This window comes from Serratia plymuthica (assembly GCF_018336935.1).
GTDB lineage: Bacteria > Pseudomonadota > Gammaproteobacteria > Enterobacterales > Enterobacteriaceae > Serratia > Serratia plymuthica_B.
The window spans coordinates 267,055-285,080 of record NZ_CP068771.1 but is presented as its reverse complement, the minus strand read 5'-3'; the positions used below and the strand labels follow the sequence as shown (position 1 = coordinate 285,080).

Sequence of the window (18,026 nt, the reverse complement as noted above, 5' to 3'; positions counted from 1 at the left end):
GGTACTTTATAATGAGCAAAGTTAAGCAACAGGATATCGACCGCCTGATTGTGCTGGTGGGCGGACGCGATAACATCGCCACCGTCAGCCATTGCATTACCCGGTTACGTTTCGTCCTTAACGACCCCGCCAAAGCCAACCCGAAAGAAATAGAAACCTTGTCGATGGTCAAAGGCTGCTTCACCAACGCCGGGCAGTTCCAGGTGGTGATTGGCCCGGAGGTCGGCGATTACTATCAGGCGTTGATCGCCACCACCGGCCTCAACGAAGCCGACAAGGAGCAGGCCAAGGTCGCGGCGCGCCAGAACATGACCTGGAGCGAGCGCGCCATCGCCCACTTCGCCGAAATCTTCTTCCCGCTGCTGCCGGCGCTGATCAGCGGCGGTCTGATCCTCGGCTTCCGCAACGTGATCGGTGACATCCCGATGTCCGGCGGCCAAACGCTGGCGCAAATGCACCCGGCGTGGAAAACCATCTACGATTTCCTGTGGCTGCTCGGTGAAGCGATCTTCATGTTCCTGCCGGTGGCCATCTGCTGGTCGACGGTGAAAAAAATGGGCGGTACGCCGGTGCTCGGCATCGTACTGGGCGTCACGCTGGTCTCCCCACAGTTGATGAACTCTTACCAACTCGGGCAGCAAGTACCGGAAGTGTGGAACTTCGGCTGGTTCGCCATTCAGAAAGTCGGCTATCAGGCGCAGGTGATCCCTTCCATGCTGGCCGGTATGGCGCTGGGCTGGATTGAAACCCGCTTGAAAAAGATCGTGCCCGATTACCTGTATCTGGTGGTGGTGCCCGTCGTTTCACTGCTGCTGGCGGTATTCCTGGCGCACGCGCTGATCGGGCCGTTTGGCCGCATGATCGGCGACGGCGTAGCCTGGGCGGTGAAGGCCGTCATGACCGGCAGCTTCGCCCCGATCGGCGCCGCGCTGTTCGGCTTCCTGTATGCGCCGCTGGTAATTACCGGTGTGCATCAGACCACGCTGGCTATCGACATGCAGATGATCCAGAGCATGGGCGGCACCCCGGTATGGCCGCTGATTGCGCTGTCCAACATTGCGCAGGCCTCTGCGGTATTGGGCATTATCATCATCAGCCGCAAGGCCAACGAGCGTGAAATCTCGGTACCGGCGGCGATTTCCGCTTACCTGGGCGTCACCGAGCCGGCGATGTACGGGATCAACCTGAAATACCGCTTCCCGATGCTGTGCGCGATGATCGGCTCCGCCTTTGCCGGCCTGATTTGCGGCCTGGACGGCGTGATGGCCAATGGCATCGGCGTCGGCGGCTTGCCGGGTATTCTGTCCATCAAACCGCAGTTCTGGCTGGTTTACTCGGCGGCGATTGTGGTGGCCGTGGTGATCCCAATGCTGCTGACTATCATGGTCTACAAACGCAAAGCCAGCCGCGGTGAGCTGCCGGTCTGATTGAAATGTAGGGGTCGTAAATACCCAATAGCTTTCAGGCCGCAGTCAGGCGGCAAGGGTGCCGTACTCCAGGAGCTTACTCAGATAAGTGACTGGGGTGCAGCGCCAGCAGCCAACAACGCTACAGCTTGTAAGATGAAGGGTACGGCCCGTTGTCACGATTCAAAGGTATTACTATGAGCAATCCAATCCCCTGGTGGCAAAACGGTGTCATCTACCAAATCTATCCGAAGAGTTTTCAGGACAGTACCGGTAACGGCTACGGCGATCTGGCCGGTGTGACCCAGCGGCTGGACTATCTGCAGGAGCTGGGCGTCGACGCCATCTGGCTGACGCCGGTGTACGTCTCCCCGCAGGTGGACAACGGTTATGACGTGGCGGATTACTGCGCCATCGACCCGGCCTACGGCACCATGGAGGATTTCGATCGTCTGATCGCCGCCGCCCACCAGCGCAGCATCCGCATCGTGATGGATATGGTGTTCAACCATACCTCGACCGAGCACCCGTGGTTCCAGGCCTCGCAAGACCCTGACAGCCCGTTCCGCCAGTTCTATATCTGGCGCGACGGCGAAGGCGATGCGTTGCCGAACAACTGGCGTTCCAAGTTCGGCGGCAACGCCTGGCAGTGGCACGCCGACAGCGGCCAGTATTATCTGCATCTGTTCGCCAGCGAACAGGCGGACCTCAACTGGGAACACCCGCCGGTGCGCGAAGAGCTGAAAAAGGTGTGTCAGTTCTGGGCGGACAAGGGCGTCGACGGCCTGCGTCTCGACGTGATCAACCTGGTCTCCAAGCAGCAGGATTTCCCGTCCGATCCCCAGGGCGACGGCCGCCGTTTCTACACCGACGGCCCGCGCATTCACGAATTCCTGCAAGAGATGAGCCGCGACGTGTTCCAGCCGCGCGGCCTGATGACCGTCGGCGAAATGTCTTCCACCACGCTGGAACATTGCCGGCAGTATGCGGCGCGCAGCGGCGAAGAGCTGTCGATGACCTTCAACTTCCACCACCTGAAAGTAGACTACGCCGGTGGGGAAAAATGGACGCTGGCGGCGCCGGACTACGTCGAACTGAAGCAGATTTTCCGCCACTGGCAGCAGGGTATGCATAACCGCGCCTGGAACGCGCTGTTCTGGTGTAACCACGATCAGCCGCGCATCGTTTCACGCTTCAGCGACGAGGGTGAACTGCGGGTGCCGGCCGCCAAAATGCTGGCCATGGTGCTGCACGGCATGCAGGGCACGCCGTATATCTATCAGGGCGAAGAGATTGGCATGACCAACCCGGGCTTTAGCGCCATCGGGCAGTATCGCGATGTGGAAAGCCTGAATATGTATGCCGAACTGAGCGCCCAGGGCAAGAGTGACGCCGAGCTGCTGGCGATTTTGGCCGGCAAATCGCGCGATAACGGCCGCACGCCGATGCAGTGGAGCGCCGCGCCGAACGCCGGTTTCACCCAAGGCACCCCCTGGATCGGTTGCGCGGAAAACTACCCGCAGATCAACGCCGAATCGGCGCTGGCCGATCTGGATTCGGTGTTTTACGCCTACCGCCAGTTGATTACCCTGCGCAAGCAATATCCGCTGCTGACCCACGGCGACTATCAGGATCTGGCGCCTGCGCACCCCGCTCTATGGTGCTACCAACGCAGCGGGAACGGGCAGCGTTTGCTGGTGGTCGCCAACCTGAGCCGCGAACCGCTGGCCTGGCAGGCAGAAGGCGTGGAGCCCTCCAACCTGTGGCGTCCGCTGATGGGCAACTACGCCGATGCCGCGGACCAACCGCGGGCGATGACGCTGCGGCCGTTCGAAGCGGTATGGTGGTTGCTGGAAGACTAATGCTGTCGGGGCGTGGCTTGCCGCGCCCTACAGTTTTTTCAGCAGTGCCACCACGCCGGCAGCCTCTTGTGCCAGGCGCTCATCGCTCATATCAAACACCCCCTGCACCAGATGCGGCGGCAGATAATCCATGCCGGTCAGGTTGGCCATGGCATTGAATGGCCGTAGCAGATCCGCCACCGGATAACGGTTGTAGCCTTCCGGCGTATAAGCCTGCGGATTGCCGCCGGTCGTCACTACCAGTTGCAGCGGTTTGCCATGCAGTTTGGTGCCTTCGCTGCCATAAGCGAAACCGTGGGTTAATACCGCATCCTGCCATTCGCTGAGGATCGCCGGCGAGCTGTACCAGTAAAACGGGAACAGCATCACCACCGCGTCATGGCTTTGCAACAGTTCTTGCTCGCGATTCACGTCGATGCGGTAATCCGGATAGGTACGCATCAGTTCATGTACGGTAACCTTGGGCAGCGGGTTCAGCGCCTCAATCAGCGCCTTGTTGACGCGCGAATCATCGGGAAAACGGTGAGCGGTTAAGGCTAAAATACGTGACATAAGAGATCCTCGGTTGAAAATTGATATCGCATTTTTCCATTTCCTTCGCCCGGGGTGTAGGCTGTTCTCTGTCACTTCAATTTCAACTGAAAGTATCAACCACTATGTCGCTGCCCTTTGACGTGCATCGCCTGCTGCCGGCTTTTCTCAGCGCCGCCCAGGCGCAAAACTTTTCCGCCGCCGCCCGCCAGTTAGGCGTTACCCCGGCGGCGGTCAGCAAAAATATCCGCGTGCTGGAAGAGAAGCTGGCGCTGCGTCTGTTCCAGCGCAACACCCACAACGTGGTGCTGACCGACGAAGGCAAAGCGCTGCTGGCGCAGGTGGCGCCGCTGTGGCAGGCGCTGTCCGCCACGCTGGAAAACGCCGGCGGCGCGCAGCAAGATCCCTCAGGCACCGTGCGCGTCAGCATGATCCCCGGCTTCGGCCGCCAGATGCTGATGCCGTTGGTCCCACAGTTCCTTGAGCGTTATCCGCAGATCGACCTCGATCTTTCGCTGGATGCGCGAGTCGTCAATCTGGTGGGCGAAGGCTTTGACGTGGCTATCGGCAGCCGGGTCGATCCCGACAGCCGGCTGGTGGCGCGGCCGCTGTATCGGATGCAGATGGTGTTGGCGGCTGCCCCCGGTTATCTGGCGCAACACGGCACGCCGCAGGATCCGGACGATCTGTTGCGGCATAACTGCCTGCTGCACCGCAATCCGGCCAACGGCCGCAGCGTAAAATGGCCGCTGCGCCGGCACGGCGAAACCAAAACCCTGGAGCTGCATGGCCGCCTGGTCGCCAGCCGGCCGGAGATGCTGCTGGACGCCGCGTTGGCCGGGCTGGGTATCGTCTGCCTGGCGCGCTGGTACGCAGAGCCCCATTTTGCGCAGGGCACTCTGCAACCGGTGCTGCCGGATTGCTGGCCGCAACCGATGCAGCTCTGGCTGTACTACGCCTCTGCGGATCTGCCGCCGCGGGTGCGCGCCTGGGTCGACTTCCTGCTGGCGCATTTTCGCGACCGCTCGTGAGCAGATTGACGTCTGTACAGCGAGCGCCCGCTCTTCCGCTTTCCTTGTCCTACATCAAAAGAACCCCGCCAATATCTATATATAGTGCTTAAAGAAAACAAATCACCTATATATGGTAGTTATCCACAAATTCATCCACACACCGCCGTAGCCCTTGTACGCTGCGGCATTGCCCTGTGGATAACCTATCCTCCGGGCAATAAGGAGTCGCAACGTGAAACCAGTAGTGATTAAACGGGACGGTTGTCAGGTCTCTTTTGACGAGGCACGTATTGGGCAGGCTATCGAACGGGCCGCGCTGGCCGTCGGGATTGTCGATGCCGATTACTGCGCAACCGTGGCCCGCGTGGTCGCTCAACGAATGGCGCAACAGCCGCGCGTGGATATCCACGACATTCAGCTGGCGGTGGAAAATCAGCTGATGGCCGGCGAATACAAGCAACTGGCACGCGCCTATATCGAATATCGCCACGACCGCGACGTGGCGCGCGAGCTGCGCGGGCGGCTGAACCAGGAGATCCGCGGTCTGGTCGAGCAAAGCAATATGGCGTTGCTGAACGAGAATGCCAACAAGGACAGCAAAGTGATCCCCACCCAGCGCGATCTGCTGGCCGGGATCGTCGCCAAACACTACGCCAAGCAGCACATTCTGCCGCGTGACGTGGTGCTGGCGCATGAGCGCGGCGAGATCCACTACCACGATCTCGACTATTCGCCGTTCTTCCCGATGTTCAACTGCATGCTGATCGATCTGAAAGGCATGCTGACCAACGGCTTCAAGATGGGCAACGCCGAGATCGAACCGCCGAAGTCGATCTCCACCGCCACCGCCGTGACCGCCCAAATTATCGCGCAGGTGGCCAGCCATATTTATGGCGGCACCACCATTAACCGCATCGACGAGATCCTCGCCCCCTTCGTCAGCGAAAGCTTCGAAAAACACCGCCAGGTGGCCGAACAGTGGCAGATCCCGGACGCGCAGGGCTATGCGATGGCGCGCACCGAGAAAGAGTGTTACGACGCCTTCCAGTCGCTGGAATACGAGGTCAACACCCTGCACACCGCCAACGGCCAGACGCCGTTCGTCACCTTCGGCTTCGGCCTGGGCACCTGCTGGGAATCGCGGCTGATTCAGCGCTCAATCCTGAAAAACCGTATCGCCGGACTGGGCAAGAACCGCAAGACGGCGGTGTTCCCCAAACTGGTGTTCGCCATCCGCGACGGCCTGAACCACCAGTACGGCGACCCGAATTACGACATCAAACAGCTGGCGCTGGAATGCGCCAGCAAGCGCATGTACCCGGATATTCTCAATTACGATCAGGTGGTTAAAGTCACAGGTTCCTTTAAAACGCCCATGGGCTGCCGCAGTTTCCTCGGCACCTACGAGGAGGATGGCGAACTGGTGCACGACGGCCGCAATAATATCGGCGTGATCAGCCTCAACCTGCCGCGTATTGCGCTGGAAGCGGCCGGCGACGAGGCACGTTTCTGGCGGCTGCTGGACCGGCGGCTGCTGCTGGCGAAAAAGGCGCTGATGACGCGTATCGCCCGCCTGGAAGGCATCAAGGCGCGGGTGGCCCCAATCTTGTATATGGAAGGCGCCTGCGGCGTACGGCTGAAGGCGGACGACAATATCGCCGACATCTTCAAAAATGGCCGCGCGTCGATCTCGCTGGGCTATATCGGCCTGCATGAAACCATCAACGCGCTGTTCGGCAGCGAGCAACACGTTTACGACAGTGCCGCGCTGCGCGCCAAAGCGGTCGCTATCGTTGAACGCCTGCGCACCGCCACCGACAGCTGGAAAGAAGAGACCGGCTACGGTTTTAGCCTGTACAGCACGCCAAGCGAGAACCTGTGCGATCGCTTCTGCCGGCTGGACACCGCCGATTTCGGCGTGGTGCCGGGCGTGACCGACAAAGGCTATTACACCAACAGCTTCCACCTCGACGTGGAGAAAAAGGTCAATCCATACGACAAACTGGACTTTGAGGCGCCCTATCCGCCGTTGGCCAACGGCGGTTTCATCTGTTACGGCGAATACCCCAACCTGCAACACAATTTGAAAGCGCTGGAAGACGTGTGGGATTACAGCTACAGCCGCGTGCCTTATTACGGCACCAACACGCCGATAGATGAGTGCTACGAGTGCGGCTTTACCGGCGAATTCGCCTGTACCAGCAAGGGTTTTACCTGCCCGAAATGCGGCAACCACGACTCGGCCAAAGTCTCGGTCACCCGCCGGGTGTGCGGCTACCTCGGCAGCCCGGACGCCAGGCCGTTCAACGCCGGCAAGCAGGAAGAGGTGAAGCGCCGGGTGAAACACCTCGGCAACGGGCAGATCGGCTGAAAAACCGCCGCGCAGCCTATGCAGAAGCCTGTTCATCAGGCGTGATTGTCGCAGCCAGTTTGCCTTCGGCCAGCGCGCACAAACCGGAGCGTACACGCAGTACGTGAGGATTGGGAGCACTGCCCGGAGGCAAAATGGCCAGTAAAATAGCCTGATGGGCAGGTCTCACATGAATTATCACCAGTATTACCCAATCGACGTCGTCAACGGCCCCGGCACCCGCTGCACGCTGTTTGTCGCCGGCTGCGTGCATCAATGCGCCGGTTGTTACAACAAAAGTACCTGGCGGCTGAATTCCGGCCGGCCTTTTACTCAGGAAATGGAAGACCGGCTGATTGCCGATCTCAACGACGCACGCATTCCGCGCCAGGGGCTGTCGCTGTCCGGCGGCGATCCGCTGCACCCGGCCAATCTGTCCGCAGTGCTGCAACTGGTGAAACGGGTGCGCGCCGAGTGCCCCGGCAAGGATATCTGGCTGTGGACCGGCTACCGGCTGGCGGAGCTGGATACGCAGCAGATGCAGGTGGTGGACAGGATTAACGTATTGATTGACGGCAAGTTTGTGCAGGATCTGAAAGACCCGGCGCTGATTTGGCGCGGCAGCGCTAACCAGGTGGTGCATAGGTTGCGTTGAGCTAGCGGTACTTGTCTCGACGTGTGTTGGCCCAGGTTCAACCTGATACGGCTGCGGCACAGAACAAAACCTGATCTGACAGGCGGCTTTGTGCCAGAAACGGACCTTCTAAAGAGCGCGCCGTTACAGATGACGCAGAACGTTTATTTTCGTATGGTAACTGGCAACTTTAAAAAAACCCACGGGAGAAAACATGGACAGTTGTCAGGGAAGGCTAAGAATCGCAGCAGGACAGTTTGCTCCGGCGCGCGGCCTTATTGTTGAGAATATGCGTTATCACGAAATTTTGATTGAGTCTGCGGCATCTGCGGGCGTTAACCTTATCTTTTTTCCGGAACTTTCTCTGACGGGCTATGAACCAGAAATGGCTGAAAAGCTGGCTCTGGCTGATGAAAGATGTTTGAGTCCGCTTCAGGTATTGTCTGACAGATACGATATGACGATTATTGTGGGCGCACCGTTGCGCGTTAAAGAGATAAAACCGGCTATTGGCGCATGTATCATTTCATCAAATCGGCCTGTTTCCTGCTACCGAAAAATATATCTCCATCCTGGAGAATCCGATTATTTTTCAACTGGTGATACTGAATGTGTTTTTAAGGAAAGGTCATTTAATATCGGCATGGCCATATGCGCAGATGCAGGGCAGCCAGTACATGCAGAACGCACGGTGCAACAGGGTGCTGAAGTGTATCTGAATGCTGTTTTGAGCGCCGGCGGGTTTGATAAAGATTCAGGGCAGCTGCAAAGCTACGCCAGACTTTACGCCATGCCCACGCTGATGGCCAATTACTGTGGTCCGTCAGGCGGCTGGAAACCGGTCGGAAAAAGCGCCGCATGGAATGCAAGGGGTGAACTTATTGCTCAGGCTCCGGAGGATTGTGCTGCCCTGGTCATCATGGACCTACAGGATGATGCATGCTCCGGGCAGGTGATTTGCCTGCGTAAATAAATAAGAGTGAGTAAGCTCAGCATGTCTCTTTTGCAAGCTCATTAGCGCTTTTGTGTCATATCGTAGAGGCGCTTTTTTCTTACTGAACATCAGGTCTCCTGTGATTTGATAGCGTGAAAGGCCAGCGTCCGCTTTTCGCTCAAAACTGACGGCCAGTGACCTACTCCCCGTAGACGCTGCCAACCCAGCCCTGAACGCCCCCCCTTAACACCCTCGTCGATAACGCTCCCGGATTTTCGCCTTAAATATAGCCATTCGTTTTTCTACCTCCGAATGGCTGAGATAAACCGCGGTGCCGTTTCTTAAGCGTTCAAGGGCGGCATCCACCCTCTCACGCAGCCCTTCCTCTTGGGACATAAACTTCGCGTCCATTTCAGGTTTATTCCGCTGTTCCATTTCCATCTCCTCCATTGAGATAGCGTCCAGTCACGAAGCAATTACATCAACCCCATCCCCACCAGACCCGTCGCGATCCCGCACAACGCCACCAGCAATGCAGTCAGGCACAGCGCTTTGGCGGAGAAGACTTTGTTCAGCATCAGCAGCGAAGGCAGGCTCACCGCCGGCAGGGTCATCAGCAGCGCCAGCGCCGGGCCGGTGCCCATACCCGCCAGCATCATGGTCTGTACAATCGGGATTTCCGCTGCGGTGGGGATCACGAACAGGCAACCGGCGATCGCCAGGGCGATAATCCACAGCAGGCTATTGTCTATCGCCCCATCGGCGTGCGGGAACAGCCACACGCGTGCCGCCCCCAGCGCCAGCACCGCCAGAATGTAGACAGGAATGGTGGACCAAAACAGCGACCACAGCGCCTTCAACCAGCGGCCGAGGAACGGCCGCTCCTCGGTTTTCACCTGCGGCACCGCCAGCGGTTGCAGCGTGGCCGGCTGCGGATCCCTGGCGGTGACCCGTTGCACCAGCCAGGCGACGCCCAGCACCATAATCACCCCGGCCACCAGCCGGATAGCGGCAAACGGCCAGCCGAGCACAAAACCCATAAAAATCAACGTTGCCGGATTCAACACCGGGTTGCTCAACCAGAACGCCATCGCCGCGCCGCTGGAGACCGACTGGCGCCGCAGCCCGGCAGCGACCGGCGCGGCGCAACAGGTACACATCATGCCCGGCAGCGCAATCGCCGCGCCCAGCAGCGTGCCGGAGAAACGCGGGTGGCCCAGGGTGCGCACCAGCCAGTCGCGTGGGATCAGCACTTGCACCAGCGACCCCAGCAACACGCCGAGCACCGCCGCCTTCCACACCGCAGTGAAATACACCAGCGCATACTGCCAAGCCGCCAGCAACGGGCTGCTGTCGGCATTGGCCAGAATCGATTTGCCGATGGAGTGCGTGTCCGCCGCCAAAAAGGCTTTGCCGTAATAGGGCTGCCATTTGACGTAATAAAGGCCGATAGCCACCACCAGCAGGAACAGGATCGGTTTCCACAGCGGCCAGGCGCGGGAAGTATTTTCAGGAGCGGTCAAAGGTTGCGGCATGAGGTTGGCCCGGTTCAGTGATCAATAGCCTCAGCTTAGCGCCCAGCGGCTCCCCGCGCATCATCGGCCTGTCCAAAATAGTTCATCTGTTCGCCACCGACGCGTAACGCGATTGTCATCTGGCCGCTTCAAGATAATGCCAACTTCACCAAAGGGTACACATCATGCAACGCCAACCATCAGCATCCCGCAAATGGGTATCCGGCACGCCGAGGTTTTTATTATGATCGACTTATCTAGACATCCGACCAGTTTCCCCACCCGTTACCAGCAGATCGCCGCGCAGCTGGAGCAAGAGTTGCGCACCCAATACCGCTGTGGCGACTATCTGCCTTCCGAGCAACAGTTGGCGGATCGCTACCAGGTCAATCGCCATACCCTGCGCCGCGCGGTGGATCAGCTGGTGGATCGCGGCTGGCTGCAACGCCGGCACGGCGTCGGCATATTGGTGCTGATGCGCCCCTATGACTACCCGCTGCATGCCAATACCCGTTTCAGCCAGAACCTGTTCGAGCAGGGCAGCCACCCCACCAGTGAGCGCTTACTCGCTGTATTGCGCCCGTGCAATGGGCATATCGCCAGCGCGTTATCGCGTGAAGAAGGCGAAACGGTGATCCACCTACGCACCCTGCGCCGGGTCAACGGCGTGCCGATGAGCGTGATCGACCATTATCTGCCCGATCTGGACTGGTGGCCGGCTCTGCAACAGTTCCACAACGGCTCCCTGCACGAGTTTATCGAACGGCATATTCACCAGCCGCTGACCCGCAGCCAGACGCGCATCAGCGCCCGCCGGGCCCAGGCCAAAGAGAGCCGGCTGCTGGAGATCGCCACCCACGCGCCGCTGCTGTGCGTGCGTACCCTGAACGTCTGCACCGGCAGCGCCAAGGTGGCGGAATACTCCGTCAGCATGGCGCGCGCCGACATGATTGAACTGACGATGGAGCACTAAATGCAAGCCTTACAGCCGAGACAACGCTGGATGTCGGTACTGGCGCACAGCCAACCGGCCCAGTTGCGCAGCCACTGGCAGGCGCTGAACCTCAGCCCGCGCTATGAAAGCATTCGCGCGCCGGAGATTGGCCTGGCGCAGCTGCAAGGGCGCATGGGCGCCACCGGCCGCCGCTTTGTGCTGGGCGACATGACCGTCACCCGTGCGGTGGTGCAACTGGAAAACGGCGGCTATGGCTACAGCTATATCGCCGGGCGCGACAAGGCGCATGCCGAACTCTGCGCGCTGGCGGACGCCCTGCTGCAACAGCCCGATCAGGCCGAATTGCTGCAACAGCAGCTGATTGAACCGCTGGCCGCTTTGCTGCACGAACAACGCCAGCTGCGCGCCCGCTCGGTCGCCTCCAGCCGGGTCGACTTCTTTACGCTGGTGCGGGGGGATTAACCGATGAGCCTGCTAACCGGATTTGCACAACCCATAGAACAGTCGCAGCACGCTTTCCGCTTAATCCTCAAGGCGTTAAGCGAACCTGGCCATACCGTCACGCTGCAAGGCGGCCCGGCCTGGGGCGCGCTGAACGCGGCCAGCACCGCCGCGTTGCTGACGCTGGCGGATCAGGAAACCCCGATCCAGCTGTGTGAAGCCTTTAAAAGTGAGCAAGTACTGACAAACATACGCTTCCACAGCGGTGCGCCATTGGCGGCCCAGCCTGAAGAGGTGTGTTTTGCCCTGTTCGATACCCAGTTGCAGGCCGCTGATTTACTGGCCCTGCCGCACGGCAGCGAGATTTCGCCGGAATTCGGCGCCACGGTCATAGTTCAACTCAATGGGCTGGAACAAGGTACCCCGCTGCGGCTGACCGGCCCCGGCATAGAGCGCCAACGCAAGGTTTCACCGCAGTTGCCGCCGGCGCTGCTGGATTTTCTCATTAACCGCCCGCAGCGCTTCCCGCTGGGGCTGGATATTTTGCTGACCTGCGGCGATCGCCTGCTGGCGCTGCCGCGGACCACCCGCGTGGAGGTGTGCTGATGTACGTAGCCGTTAAAGGGGGCGAAAAAGCCATTGAGGCCGCCCATCAGTTACAGGAACAGCTGCGGCGCGGCGACGACAGCGTGCCGGCGCTCGGCATCCGGCAGATTGAACAGCAACTGGGGTTGGCGGTGGATCGGGTGATGACCGAAGGCGGCATTTACGATCCCGAACTGGCCGCGCTGGCCATCAAACAGGCGAGCGGCGATCTGGTCGAGGCGATTTTCCTGCTGCGCGCCTACCGCACCACCTTGCCGCGTTTGGCGGTGAGCGAACCGCTGGCGACCGAAAACATGCGGCTGGAACGCCGTATCTCGGCGGTTTACAAGGACTTGCCCGGCGGGCAGGTGCTGGGGCCAACCTACGATTATACCCACCGGCTGCTGGATTTTGCCCTGCTGGCGGAAGGTGAAGCACCGCGCGCGCCGCAGGCCGACGAACCGCTGCCGGAAAATTGCGCCCACGTGTTCGGTTTGCTCAGCCAACAACAGTTGGCGCTGGCGGAACAGGACGACGGCAGCACGCCGGACGACATCACCCGTAACCCGCCGGTTTACCCTTGTTCGCGCTCAGCGCGGCTGCAACAGCTGGTGCGCGGTGACGAAGGTTTCCTGCTGGCGCTGAGCTACTCCACCCAGCGCGGCTACGGCCGCACCCACCCGTTCGCCGGCGAGATCCGCACCGGCTACGTTTCGCTGGAGATCGTGCCTGAAGAGCTGGGTTTCGCGGTAGATATCGGCGAAATCCTGCTGACCGAATGTGAGATGGTCAACGGCTTTGTCGACCCGGAAGACCGACCGCCGCACTTCACCCGCGGTTATGGCCTGGTGTTTGGCCGCGCCGAGCGTAAAGCGATGAGCATGGCGCTGGTGGACCGCGCACTGCAAAGCCCCGAGTACCGGGAAGGCGTCGCCAGCCCGGCGCAGGATGAAGAGTTCGTGCTGGCCCATGCCGACAACGTCGAAGCCGCCGGCTTCGTTTCCCACCTCAAACTGCCGCACTACGTTGACTTCCAGGCCGAGCTGGAGCTGCTCAAGCGCCTGCGGCAAGAGTTCAGCGAGCGTCAGGAGGCCCGCAATGAGTGAAGTATTGACCGGCTATAACCTTGGCTATCTCGACGAGCAAACCAAACGCATGATCCGTCGCGCCATTTTAAAAGCCGTGGCGATCCCCGGCTATCAGGTGCCGTTCGGCGGCCGTGAGATGCCGATGCCTTACGGTTGGGGCACCGGCGGCATTCAGCTGACCGCCAGCGTGATTGGCCGCGCCGACGTGCTGAAGGTGATCGACCAGGGCGCCGACGACACCACCAACGCGGTGTCTATTCGCCGCTTCTTCCAGCGCGTTGCCGGGGTAGCCACCACCGAACGCACGCCGGAAGCCACGCTGATCCAGACCCGGCACCGCATTCCGGAAACTGCGCTGCACGAAGACCAGATCCTGATTTATCAGGTGCCGATCCCGGAGCCGCTGCGCTTTATAGAGCCGCGCGAAACCGAGACCCGCAAAATGCATGCGCTGGAAGAATACGGCGTGATGCAGGTGAAATTGTACGAGGACATTGCGCGCTACGGCCATATCGCCACCACCTACGCCTATCCGGTGAAGGTCAACGATCGTTACGTGATGGACCCTTCACCGATCCCGAAATTCGACAACCCGAAAATGCACATGATGCCGGCGCTGCAACTGTTTGGCGCCGGGCGCGAGAAGCGTATCTACGCCCTGCCGCCGTTCACCAAAGTGGAAAGTCTGGACTTCGACGACCATCCGTTCAGCGTGCAAAAGTGGGATGAACCCTGCGCGTTGTGCGGCTCGCGCCACAGCTATCTGGATGAGGTGGTGCTCGACGACCAGGGCAACCGCATGTTCGTCTGCTCCGACACCGACTACTGCCGGCAGCAGCTGGCGCAACCTTCGCAAGAGGCGCAGCACTGATGATTTCCCAATCCCTGAGCACCACGCCGCTGTTGTCGGTGGCCAACCTCACCCATTTGTACGCGCCGGGCAAAGGTTTTAGCGACGTCTCTTTCGATATCTACCCCGGCGAAGTGCTGGGCATCGTCGGCGAATCCGGCTCCGGTAAAACCACGCTGCTGAAATCCATCTCCGCACGGCTGGCGCCGCAGCACGGGCAGATCCTCTATCGCCCGCAGGCCGGGCAACAGCACGACCTGTACGCGATGGCGGAGAGCGATCGCCGCCGCCTGCTGCGCACCGACTGGGGCGTCGTGCATCAGCACCCGCTCGACGGGCTGCGGCCCAAGGTGTCCGCCGGCGGCAACATCGGCGAACGGCTGATGGCCATCGGCCAGCGTCACTACGGCGACATCCGCCGCCAGGCCGCCCAGTGGCTGGAAGACGTGGAGATCCCGGCGTCGCGCCTTGACGACCTGCCGACCACCTTCTCCGGCGGCATGCAGCAGCGGCTGCAGATCGCCCGCAATCTGGTGACCCACCCGAAACTGGTGTTTATGGACGAGCCGACCGGCGGGCTGGACGTCTCGGTGCAGGCGCGGTTGCTCGATCTGCTGCGCAATCTGGTGGTGGAAATGCAGCTGGCGGCAGTGATCGTCACCCACGATCTGGGCGTGGCGCGCCTGCTGGCGCACCGGCTGCTGGTGATGAAAGAGGGCCAGGTGGTGGAAAGCGGCCTGACCGACCGGGTGCTGGACGATCCGCACCATCCTTACACCCAACTGCTGGTTTCTTCGGTGCTGTCGTAATACGAGGGGATAACAATGACGATTCAAATCCGGGTTGAACACCTGAGCAAAACCTTCGTGCTCCACCAGCAGCACGGCACGCGCCTGCCGGTGCTGCATGACGCCAACATGACGGTCAGCAGCGGCGAATGCGTGGTGCTGCATGGCCACTCCGGCAGCGGTAAATCCACCCTGCTGCGCTCGCTGTACGCCAACTACCTGCCCGACAGCGGCCATATCTGGGTCAATCATCAGGGCGAATGGCTGGACATGGTGCAGGCCGAAGCGCGCCAGATCCTGGCGGTCCGCCGCCACACCCTCGGCTGGGTGAGCCAGTTTCTGCGGGTGATCCCGCGCATCAGCGCGCTGGACCTGGTGATGCAACCGCTGCTGGAACAGGGCGTCGACCGTGCCGAATGCCGCGAGCGCGCCGAGACGCTGCTCAACCAGCTCAACGTGCCGCAGCGCCTGTGGCAGTTGGCGCCCTCGACCTTCTCCGGCGGGGAGCAGCAACGGGTGAATATCGCGCGCGGCTTTATTGTCGACTACCCGATTTTACTGTTGGACGAACCGACCGCCTCACTCGACAGCCGCAACAGCGCGGCGGTGGTCGGCCTGATAGAACAGGCCAAACGGCGCGGTGCTGCGATCGTCGGCATTTTCCATGACGAAGGCGTTCGCCAACAGGTCGCCGACCGGTTATACGACATGCAAGCGCCCCAGGCGCTGGAGATCTTCTGATGATCATCAATAACGTGAAACTGGTGCTGGCAGACCAGATTGTCGAGGGTTCGCTGGAGATCAACGACGGCGTGATCCGCAGCTTCGCCGATACGCCGAGCCAACTGCCGCAGGCGCTGAACGGTGAAGGCGGCTGGCTGCTGCCGGGGCTGATTGAGCTGCACACCGATAATCTGGACAAGTTTTTCACCCCGCGACCGAATGTCGACTGGCCGGCGCATTCGGCGATGAGCAGCCATGATGCGCTGATGGTCGCCAACGGCATCACCACGGTGCTGGACGCGGTGGCGATCGGCGACGTGCGCGACGGCGGCCACCGGCTGGAGAACCTGCAAAAAATGATCGACGCGGTGATCCACAGCCAGCGCGCGGGGGTCAACCGCGCCGAGCACCGGCTGCACCTGCGCTGCGAGCTGCCGAACGAGAGCACCCTGCCGCTGTTCGAGCAGTTGATGGACAAACCGGGGGTATCGCTGGTGTCGCTGATGGACCATTCGCCGGGCCAGCGCCAGTTCGCCTCGCGTGAAAAATACCGTGAGTATTATCAGGGCAAATATCATCTCAATGACCAACAGATGAGCGAGTATGAAGAGCAGCAGATCGGGCTTTCCGCCCGCTGGGCCACGCCGAACCGAGAGGCGATCGCCGCCCACTGCCGGGCGCGTAACATCTCTCTCGCCAGCCACGACGACGCCACCGCCGAACACGTGGCCGAATCCTGTGCGCTGGGCAGCGCGATTGCCGAGTTCCCGACCACCGAGGACGCGGCCCGCGCCTCGCACCGGCAGGGGTTGCAGGTGCTGATGGGCGCACCGAACATCGTGCGCGGCGGCTCCCATTCCGGCAACGTGGCGGCGCACCATCTGGCGGCACTGGGGGTGCTGGATATTCTGTCTTCCGACTATTACCCGGCCAGCCTGCTGGATGCGGCGTTCCGTATCGCGGCCGACGAACGTAACGGCTACGGCCTGCCGCAGGCGGTGCAGATGATCACCAGCAACCCGGCGAAGGCGCTGGATCTGCACGATCGCGGCGCCATCGCCGAGGGACTGCGGGCGGATCTGGTGCTGGCGCGGCCGCACGGCGATCACATCTACGTGCAGAACGTCTGGCGCCAGGGCAAGCAGGTGTTCTGATGGCGCAGCTTATCTATTTGATGGGGCCGTCCGGCTCCGGCAAAGACAGCCTGCTTGCACAGCTTAGAGCCGATGCCGACAGCGCGCCGCTGGTGGCGCACCGTTATATCACCCGGCCGGCGGATGCCGGCTGCGAAAACCATATTGCGCTCAGCGAACCCGAGTTTTTGCGCCGCCGCGCCAAGGGACTGTTCGCGCTCGACTGGCAGGCGCACCAGCAGCATTACGCATTTGGGATCGAGGTGGATCTTTGGCTGCTGCAGGGGATCGACGTGGTGGTCAACGGTTCGCGCGCCCACCTGCCGCAGGCGCAACAGCGCTACGGTGCGCAGCTGTTGCCGGTCTGCCTGCAAGTCAGCACCGAGGTGCTGCGCCAACGCCTGCAACACCGCGGGCGTGAAGACGCCGGGCAAATCGAACAACGGCTGGCGCGGGCGGCGGAGTACCAGCAAAAACTGCCCGCCGGTTGCCGCCTGCTGGCGAACGATGGCGATCTGCAAGATACCCTGACGGCGCTGCTGGCGCTGTTACCGGCCTCAACCAAACACCCTCAGGACGCCACGCAATGAACGACTTTGCACAGCCGAGAATCGGCGACAACGTGATCCTTAACCGCACCCGGCTCGGCCGGTATGTGCATCTGGCCGACGATGCGATCCTCGAAGAAGTGGAAATGGGCGACTATTCCTATACCGCCGGGCACAACCAGATTTTTTACGCCACCCTCGGCAAGTTTGTGTCGATCGCCTCTTACGCGCGCATCAATCCCGGCAACCACCCGACCTACCAGCGCATCGCCCAACACCACTTCACCTATCGCGCTTCCGAGTACGGTCTGGGGGAAGATGACGAAGCCTTCTTCGACTGGCGGCGCAAGCACCACATCACCGTCGGCCACGACGTGTGGATCGGCCATAACGCCATCCTGATGCCCGGCGTGAGCGTAGGCAACGGCGCGGTGATCGGCAGCGCGGCGGTGGTGACCAAAAACGTCGAGCCTTATGCGATCGTCGCCGGCGTGGCGGCGAAAAAGATCGGCATGCGCTTCGACGATACCTTGATTGAACGCATCGAACGCAGCCAGTGGTGGCACTGGGATCATCAGACATTGCAGGAACGATTGGCGGATTTCCGTGATATCAACGCCTTTGCGGATAAGTATCTTTAAGACCCTTATTAATCTTACCCAATGAATTTC

19 protein-coding genes are annotated in these 18,026 nt (G+C 60.8%); 16 read left to right on the top strand and 3 right to left on the bottom strand.

What is annotated here, in order from left to right:
- Positions 1-11 precede the first annotated feature (11 nt).
- Positions 12-1,427: a PTS trehalose transporter subunit IIBC gene (treB, locus tag JK621_RS01395; RefSeq protein ID WP_212558335.1), complete on the top strand. Its 1,416-nt coding sequence runs from the start codon at positions 12-14 to the stop codon at positions 1,425-1,427.
- A gap of 176 nt (positions 1,428-1,603) precedes the next feature.
- A complete protein-coding gene (treC, locus tag JK621_RS01390) occupies positions 1,604-3,268 on the top strand; it encodes an alpha,alpha-phosphotrehalase (protein ID WP_212558334.1) in 1,665 nt (554 codons plus the stop codon).
- Between the two features lie 27 nt (positions 3,269-3,295).
- Here treC and JK621_RS01385 read toward each other — a convergent pair whose 3' ends face one another.
- A complete protein-coding gene (locus JK621_RS01385; protein ID WP_212558333.1) occupies positions 3,296-3,820 on the bottom strand; it encodes an NAD(P)H-dependent oxidoreductase in 525 nt (174 codons plus the stop codon).
- Between the two features lie 104 nt (positions 3,821-3,924).
- Here JK621_RS01385 and JK621_RS01380 point away from each other — a divergent pair, with 104 nt between their 5' ends.
- From JK621_RS01380 to JK621_RS01365, 4 genes are all read left to right on the top strand, one after another.
- Positions 3,925-4,830, top strand: coding sequence for a LysR family transcriptional regulator (locus JK621_RS01380; RefSeq protein WP_212558332.1), 906 nt, complete (start codon positions 3,925-3,927; stop codon positions 4,828-4,830).
- A gap of 214 nt (positions 4,831-5,044) precedes the next feature.
- On the top strand, positions 5,045-7,183 hold the full coding sequence (nrdD, locus tag JK621_RS01375) for an anaerobic ribonucleoside-triphosphate reductase (RefSeq protein WP_212558331.1): 2,139 nt from the start codon (positions 5,045-5,047) through the stop codon (positions 7,181-7,183).
- Positions 7,184-7,352: 169 nt separating this feature from the next.
- Positions 7,353-7,817, top strand: a complete 465-nt coding sequence (gene nrdG / locus JK621_RS01370) for an anaerobic ribonucleoside-triphosphate reductase-activating protein (RefSeq protein ID WP_212558330.1) — start codon at positions 7,353-7,355, stop codon at positions 7,815-7,817.
- A 193-nt stretch (positions 7,818-8,010) separates the two neighbouring features.
- Positions 8,011-8,769, top strand: a complete 759-nt coding sequence (locus JK621_RS01365; RefSeq protein ID WP_212558329.1) for a carbon-nitrogen hydrolase family protein — start codon at positions 8,011-8,013, stop codon at positions 8,767-8,769.
- Between the two features lie 204 nt (positions 8,770-8,973).
- On the opposite strand, the gene JK621_RS01360 is transcribed toward JK621_RS01365, so the two are convergent.
- A complete protein-coding gene (locus JK621_RS01360; RefSeq protein WP_212558328.1) occupies positions 8,974-9,165 on the bottom strand; it encodes a hypothetical protein in 192 nt (63 codons plus the stop codon).
- 41 nt (positions 9,166-9,206) lie between these two features.
- The gene (locus JK621_RS01355; RefSeq protein ID WP_212558327.1) at positions 9,207-10,265 is read right to left on the bottom strand and encodes a permease; all 1,059 of its coding nucleotides are present in this window, start codon (positions 10,263-10,265) and stop codon (positions 9,207-9,209) included.
- Positions 10,266-10,488: 223 nt separating this feature from the next.
- Here JK621_RS01355 and phnF point away from each other — a divergent pair, with 223 nt between their 5' ends.
- From phnF to JK621_RS01305, 10 genes are read left to right on the top strand one after another with little or no spacing between them, the layout of a single operon-like run.
- Entirely contained in the window at positions 10,489-11,217 is a 729-nt protein-coding gene (gene phnF / locus JK621_RS01350; RefSeq protein WP_212558326.1) for a phosphonate metabolism transcriptional regulator PhnF, read from the top strand.
- Positions 11,218-11,661: a phosphonate C-P lyase system protein PhnG gene (gene phnG, locus JK621_RS01345; RefSeq protein ID WP_212558325.1), complete on the top strand. Its 444-nt coding sequence runs from the start codon at positions 11,218-11,220 to the stop codon at positions 11,659-11,661.
- A gap of 3 nt (positions 11,662-11,664) precedes the next feature.
- Entirely contained in the window at positions 11,665-12,246 is a 582-nt protein-coding gene (gene phnH / locus JK621_RS01340) for a phosphonate C-P lyase system protein PhnH (RefSeq protein ID WP_212558324.1), read from the top strand.
- Entirely contained in the window at positions 12,246-13,331 is a 1,086-nt protein-coding gene (locus JK621_RS01335) for a carbon-phosphorus lyase complex subunit PhnI (protein ID WP_212558323.1), read from the top strand. The genes phnH and JK621_RS01335 overlap by 1 nt, the downstream gene beginning before the upstream one ends.
- Entirely contained in the window at positions 13,324-14,184 is an 861-nt protein-coding gene (locus JK621_RS01330) for an alpha-D-ribose 1-methylphosphonate 5-phosphate C-P-lyase PhnJ (protein WP_004952938.1), read from the top strand. The genes JK621_RS01335 and JK621_RS01330 overlap by 8 nt, the downstream gene beginning before the upstream one ends.
- Entirely contained in the window at positions 14,184-14,972 is a 789-nt protein-coding gene (gene phnK, locus JK621_RS01325) for a phosphonate C-P lyase system protein PhnK (protein ID WP_212558322.1), read from the top strand. The genes JK621_RS01330 and phnK overlap by 1 nt, the downstream gene beginning before the upstream one ends.
- Before the next feature lie 15 nt (positions 14,973-14,987).
- Positions 14,988-15,692 (top strand): phosphonate C-P lyase system protein PhnL, encoded by a 705-nt coding sequence (gene phnL, locus JK621_RS01320; RefSeq protein ID WP_212558321.1) that lies wholly within the window; start codon positions 14,988-14,990, stop codon positions 15,690-15,692.
- Positions 15,692-16,828, top strand: a complete 1,137-nt coding sequence (gene phnM, locus JK621_RS01315; RefSeq protein WP_212558320.1) for an alpha-D-ribose 1-methylphosphonate 5-triphosphate diphosphatase — start codon at positions 15,692-15,694, stop codon at positions 16,826-16,828. The genes phnL and phnM overlap by 1 nt, the downstream gene beginning before the upstream one ends.
- Complete coding sequence (gene phnN, locus JK621_RS01310) at positions 16,828-17,397, top strand: ribose 1,5-bisphosphokinase (RefSeq protein WP_212558319.1); 570 nt, start codon at positions 16,828-16,830, stop codon at positions 17,395-17,397. The genes phnM and phnN overlap by 1 nt, the downstream gene beginning before the upstream one ends.
- Positions 17,394-17,996 (top strand): DapH/DapD/GlmU-related protein, encoded by a 603-nt coding sequence (locus tag JK621_RS01305; RefSeq protein WP_212558318.1) that lies wholly within the window; start codon positions 17,394-17,396, stop codon positions 17,994-17,996. Before phnN ends, JK621_RS01305 begins: the two co-directional genes overlap by 4 nt.
- The last annotated feature ends 30 nt before the right edge of the window (positions 17,997-18,026 follow it).